Annotated in this window: 6 protein-coding genes; all 6 read right to left on the reverse strand. The window is 63.0% G+C overall.

Annotated features, from left to right (window positions below):
* A partial coding sequence (locus tag M0954_RS27095) for a CpaF family protein (protein WP_297356553.1) occupies positions 1 to 815 on the reverse strand: 815 nt, incomplete at its 3' end.
* A 3-nt stretch (positions 816 to 818) separates the two neighbouring features.
* Entirely contained in the window at positions 819 to 2060 is a 1242-nt protein-coding gene (locus M0954_RS27100; RefSeq protein WP_297356555.1) for a fimbrial protein, read from the reverse strand.
* Positions 2061 to 2207: 147 nt separating this feature from the next.
* Positions 2208 to 3662, reverse strand: coding sequence for a type II and III secretion system protein family protein (locus tag M0954_RS27105; RefSeq protein WP_297356557.1), 1455 nt, complete (start codon positions 3660 to 3662; stop codon positions 2208 to 2210).
* 40 nt (positions 3663 to 3702) lie between these two features.
* Positions 3703 to 4641, reverse strand: coding sequence for a Flp pilus assembly protein CpaB (gene cpaB, locus M0954_RS27110; protein ID WP_297356559.1), 939 nt, complete (start codon positions 4639 to 4641; stop codon positions 3703 to 3705).
* Between the two features lie 91 nt (positions 4642 to 4732).
* Complete coding sequence (locus M0954_RS27115) at positions 4733 to 5230, reverse strand: TadE/TadG family type IV pilus assembly protein (RefSeq protein WP_297356561.1); 498 nt, start codon at positions 5228 to 5230, stop codon at positions 4733 to 4735.
* Positions 5227 to 5587 (reverse strand): prepilin peptidase (locus tag M0954_RS27120; RefSeq protein WP_297356563.1); only part of this gene is annotated, 361 nt, incomplete at its 5' end. The genes M0954_RS27115 and M0954_RS27120, both read right to left, overlap by 4 nt.

Consider the following 5587-nt stretch of genomic DNA (forward strand, 5'->3'; position numbering starts at 1 on the left):
CCGTCGAAGCCACCTGGGCGGCTTTCGAGCCGCACCACATGCGGGTGGTTCAGCGAGAGTTCCGCCGTGTCCTCGATCGTCACCACGCGCTCCCCTTCGGGAATGTGGAAGGCGAGCGCGTTTAACAGCGAGGTCTTGCCCGAGCTCGTGCCGCCCGACACCAGCACGTTGCAGCGCGCGGCCACTGCCGCTTCGAGCAGCGCACCGATTTCCGGGTTGTACGTGCCGTTGCCGAGCAGATCGTCGGGACGCAGCGGGTCCTTGCGGAATTTTCGGATCGAGACGATCGGCCCGTCGATCGAGAGCGGTTCGATCACGACGTTCACGCGGCCACCGTTCGGCAAACGCGCGTCGACCATCGGATTCGATTCGTCCAGACGCCGCCCGATCGGCGCAAGAATGCGCCGAACGATGCGCAGCAGATGGGCGTTGTCGGCGAAGCGCACCGGGATCTTCGTCAGAATGCCGTGGCGCGACACATACACGTCGTTATAGCCGTTGATCAGGATGTCTTCGACCGCCGCGTCGTTGAGCAGGTCCTCGATCGGGCCGAAGCCCGCCAGTTCCTTGGTCAACGCTTCGGCGATCAGCCGCACCTCGCTCTCGTTGATCGGAATCCGGCGCAGCCGCACGAAGCTGTCCATTTCCAGATCGACGAACTGGTTGATCGCATTGCGTGACCAACGGCCGAACTCCGCGCCGAGTTCCTCGATACGCGTAAGCAGATGTTCATGCGCCGCGTTCTTGATGTCCTGGAACTGCTGGCTATGCGCGAATGAAGGCGCGTCGTCGGCGAATTCGATGTCTTTAGCCATCGTCTATGACCGCTTGTGTGAGGTTGGAATGAAGCGCTTGAGCGCGCCGAGTGCCGACTTGCCACGTGCCTGCGCCGCCGCTTTCGCCGCACCGCCGAGCCGCTCGACGAGCGGTTCGAGCGCGCGCACATACGGGTCGCGAGCGGATGCGTCAACCAGCAGATGTCCCTGATTGACCGATTGCCCGAGCGCCACGCGCCGCTCCGGCAACGTTCCGAGCAAGGGGATATCGAGTCGTTGGGCGATCTGAGCCGCCGAGAGGCCGAGATCCGGATCGAACTTGTTGACGAGCAGGCGGACCTGACTCACGTCCACGCCCTCTTCTCGCAACGCCTCGAGTACACCGACCGCCGAGACAATCGACGCCACGCCCTGATCGCACAGCAGCCAGGTTTCATCGGCGGCCTGCACGACGTGCGCGATAAACTCGGTGTTGGTGAAGCCGCCCAGATCGATGATCTGCTGGTCGAAAAACGCGCGCAGCCGGTTCAGAAGACTGATCGAGCTCGAGTACGACACTTCGCGCATATCGGCCAGATTCGGCGGCAGCGACGTCAGTGCAAGACCGCTCGGATGATGCGATAGCGCCGTGTGCACAAAGGTCTGATCGAAGCGGCGCAGATTGCGCACGGCATCGACGAAATTGAATTCGCTGCGCGTGTTGAGCAGTAGCGAGCCGTCACCGGCCGGCAGGCCCAGGTCGAACAACGCGGTCTGCCGCCCCTGCGCGGCGTCGCGTCGGTGCAACAACGCTGAGAGATTGGCGGCGAGCGTGCTGACGCCCATGCCGACTCGTGCGCCGAGCAGGACCGTCACATGACCATGCCGGCTGACCGGCTCGACCAGGTTGTCGAGCACCTGGCGCGTAATGCGCAACGCGTCCTCTGCGGGTGCCGACAGATCGATGAAATCGCGCACGCCCACCCGCAGCGCGGCGAGCGCGCCCTCAGGTTCGCCAAGCGAGCCCACGGCGACGATCTGCACTCCCGGATAAGCCGCCCGCGCTGCACTGGTCGCAGCGCTCGCTGCCGCAGCCCGGCCGCCCGAAAAATCGACAAAGACCACCGACGGATTGAGCGTCGCGATGCGTTGCGTGAGCATCGACGGGTCAAGCGACACCCGTTCGACCGCACCCGCTGCCACCAGCGTGTCGGTCAACCATTGGACGTGCTCGTCGACCAGCGATGCGAACACGAAATAATCGGTGATCACTCGTTCAGTCAATGAATGCGTTCTCGCGTTCATGTTGGACATCCTTTTACGGCCTCGGCCCGACAGCGGCCGATTCGTACTGCGCACTGCCACGGTTGAAGGGCAACGAAGTACCGCCCTGCCCGTCCCTCCGGTTCGTCACATCGCGCGGCATGCACCGCGCGACGCTCCGAACCACGTTCACTTCGAGAACCCTGGCGCCGCATCCGGCGACGCCACGCCGCCGAGCAACGCGCGCCAGACGGGCCCATCGCGCTGCTCCGACAGCTCGCCTGGCGTCGACGGCAGTGCCGCCCCCTTCGCAATCGGCGAGACCAGATGCGGGGTCACGATGATCACCAGTTCCTCGTCATTCTGCGAGTAGCTCATGTTCTTGAAGAACGCGCCAATGATCGGCAGATCGCCGAGTAGCGGTACCTTCGATACATTCGAGACCGTCTGGCGATCGATCAGGCCGCCGATCACAAAACTCTCGCCGTCACCCAGTTCTACCGTGGTGTCCGCGCGGCGCGTCGTGATAGCCGGCACCGACACGCTGTCAATCGTGATCGCATTCGTAAAGTCCAGCTCGCTCGCTTCCGGGGCCACCTTCAATGCGATCCGGTCGGGGCTCAGGACCGTCGGCGTCAACGTCAGGCCGACGCCATACGGCTTGTATTCAATCGACACTGTGCCAAGCCCTTGCGGCACCGGCACCGGGATCTCGCCGCCGGCCAGAAAGCTCGCGCTCTGTCCTGACAAGGCGACGAGCGTCGGCTCCGCAAGCACGCGCGCGAGATTGTTGCTCTCCATGAGGCTCAGGTCGGCTCCGATACCGTGTGTGACAGAGTTGAACACCAGATTGAAGGCCGACGAAATCGGCGTGGTCGAGTTGAACGACGGCGATGCGCCAAAGGTTGCGGATGTCAGCGCTGCAGGAGCAAATGAGCCGAAGGTGAAGCCGTTGTTCTGCTTCAGGATGTTCAGACCTATCTGCTTGAGCACGGAACGGCTGAACTCGACCACCCGCACATCGACCTGCACAACCGAGCGTGTCGCCACCGTCGAAGCGTCCACCACGTTCGAACCACTTCCGCCGGATATGCCGGAGGCGGAGCCACCGCTCCTGCTGAAGCTACCGCCCTTGCCTTCCGCGCCCGAGTCGGCCCCACCGTTCAAGCCGCTGCCGAGCGACGCAGCACGAGCGCGCGCTTCGGCTTCAGCGACCGCGACGGCACGCTGATGTTGTTCCATCGACGCAGCCGAGCCGGAAATCACCGCCGTATCGCCCGACGTCTTCACGTTCGGCGAGCCGGCACCTAGCAGCGCGCCCGATGCTGTCGTGCTCACGTTGACCGTATAGGTCATTGGCGTGTCGTGGTTGCGTTCCCACAACATCACGTTGGTGGTGCCAGGAGACTTGCCGATCAGCAGCACGCCTCCGCGCTTGTCGCCTTTGATGATCAGCACGTCCGCCACGCTCGGGTCGCCGATCGCGATTCGCTGCAAGCTATGGCCGAGCGCCAGCGACTGCTGCGAGCCCACTGTGATATCGACTGTCCGCGCGTCGCTCTCCGCGTGGCTAGCCGGCGACATGACAAGCGATGCCGCGCAGAGCCACGCCGCGATCCCACCTGCAAAAATCCGTTTTTTCATATTTTTATGGACGCGACTGGCCGCCCGCTCCCTGAAACCTTTATCGGGCGACCGTTTCGGCACGCCCACCCCGTATAACCTCAATATTGTCGACCGGCGCAGCCGCGACCCGCGTGACTGGCCGGGCAATGTGTGGCGCAGTCTGTGGCCGCGCTGCTACGTTGCCCTCAGCGCCGGACAATTCATCGAGCGCCTCGCCGGCTGCAGCCCGCGTGGAGTCCTGGGTCACGTCGCCGGCTGGCGCATTGGCAGAGATTTTCACCACACCAGTGGTTGGCGCAAAAGCGTTTGGATCGACTACTTCGTCATCCTTCGGATTTCGTAGTGCGAAGATGAGACGCCCGGAGGTCTCGGCCAGTGTGAGTTTGTCGACGTCGGCAACGGGTACGGCTAGCACCGCCGTGCGCACCATGCCATTCGCGTCACCTGGGTTGTCGGCGCCCGGCGTCGCATTGCCGAATACCAGCACACGCACCTTCGACATCAGCAGGCGCGCCTGGCTGCGGTCGATTTCAGCACCTGTGCCGTTGCCACCATTGCCGTCACGTTTCAGCGTGAAGAACACGTCGACGAAGTTGCCTGGCCGCAGGCGGTTGCCGACCGCGTTGCTTTCATCGACACGCACCGCTATAGCGCGCTGTCCTGGGTCGATCCGCTCGGCGATTCCCGACGAAAGTTGAGCTTCGAGGACCGGCGAATCAGGACCGATATCTGATGTCGGCACGCGTCCGGCCAGCATCGACGGATCGCCGAACGCACCATTCGGATTGATCGGCAGCGACTGCACGCGCAGCGCATCGACGGTGATTGGCTTGCCGGCGGGCAGCGCGCGTGCGGCCACCACGACAGGAAATGTGACTTGTGCGGCCGGTACAGCAGGATGTGACACAGGCCGGCGCGAGAGTGTCCACGCGAAAATACCGAGCAGCACTGCGAGCGCGATCAGGGCGCCCGCCAGGATTCGGGTCAGATTCGGCATGAGGAGCCGCCTGATTGTTCGGGTTCGAACTGGCCTGAGCGCAACCCGGACAGTGGATACGATGCCGGGAAAGAAGGAGCGAACGCGTGCATCACAGTATGTTTTCCGGGTTGAGTTGCACCATCGCTTTGCTTACCAGCGAAGCAGGCAACACAAAGCCTGTCAGCGGCAGGTTCGGCACGAGCGGATTGTCTGCGTAGTCGTAGGTGAGGGTCACGTTGACACAATCCATCGTTGCGTCGTAACTACATGTGGTCCCGCTTGACACGCACTTTGCCTTGCTGATCAACGACACGACCATATTGCTTGCCGCAGTGCATGCTGCGGCCGTACGCGCCGCAAGCGCGTTGGCGGTGCTGGTCGCCGTCTGATAATTCAGTGCGGCACGTGCGCCCTCTTCTGCGGCCAAGGTCAGGTTCTGCTGCGCGACGAAGATCAGGCTGAAGGTGACGATGCCGTAAAGAACCACGAAAAACAGCGGGAAAATCATCGCAAACTCCACCGCAGCGGTACCACGTTCACGGCGCGAGCGCGGTAGTGGCCTTCGCACAGCGAGGTGGGGAGTCGGTTGATCAGTTATCCTTCTCATTTCACACTCGCAGCGAACGCTTGCAATCCCATCCAGACGATGGCCGGCACCGTCAGGCAGGCGGCATACGGCGTAGCACGTTTTCCGCCCAGTTCGAAAGTCGGCTCGCCCAGGCGGCCTATCGCGGCAAGCCGGGTGCGGGTAGAGATCAGCAACCAGACCGCATGACAACCCCCTAGCAAGCTCGCGACGATCCACAGTCCAAGTAGCGCATGCATACCGCACCACGCGCCTAGCACCGCGAAAACCTTCACGTCGGCCGCGCCCATCACGCCTAGCGCAAAGAACGGCATCAACGCACATAGGCCGACGAGCGCACCGAGCGCTGCCTGGGTAAGTGAAATATTGAATGGGCCG

The sequence above is a fragment of the Paraburkholderia sp. genome, assembly GCF_026225065.1.
GTDB lineage: Bacteria > Pseudomonadota > Gammaproteobacteria > Burkholderiales > Burkholderiaceae > Paraburkholderia.

Excerpts from the sequence above, each read along its gene's own strand:
- M0954_RS27100 (WP_297356555.1), bottom strand. The coding sequence starts at position 2,060 with ATGAACGCGAGAACGCATTCATTGACTGAACGAGTGATCACCGATTAT.
- M0954_RS27105 (WP_297356557.1), bottom strand. The coding sequence starts at position 3,662 with ATGAAAAAACGGATTTTTGCAGGTGGGATCGCGGCGTGGCTCTGCGCG.
- cpaB (WP_297356559.1), bottom strand. The coding sequence starts at position 4,641 with ATGCCGAATCTGACCCGAATCCTGGCGGGCGCCCTGATCGCGCTCGCA.
- M0954_RS27115 (WP_297356561.1), bottom strand. The coding sequence starts at position 5,230 with ATGAGAAGGATAACTGATCAACCGACTCCCCACCTCGCTGTGCGAAGG.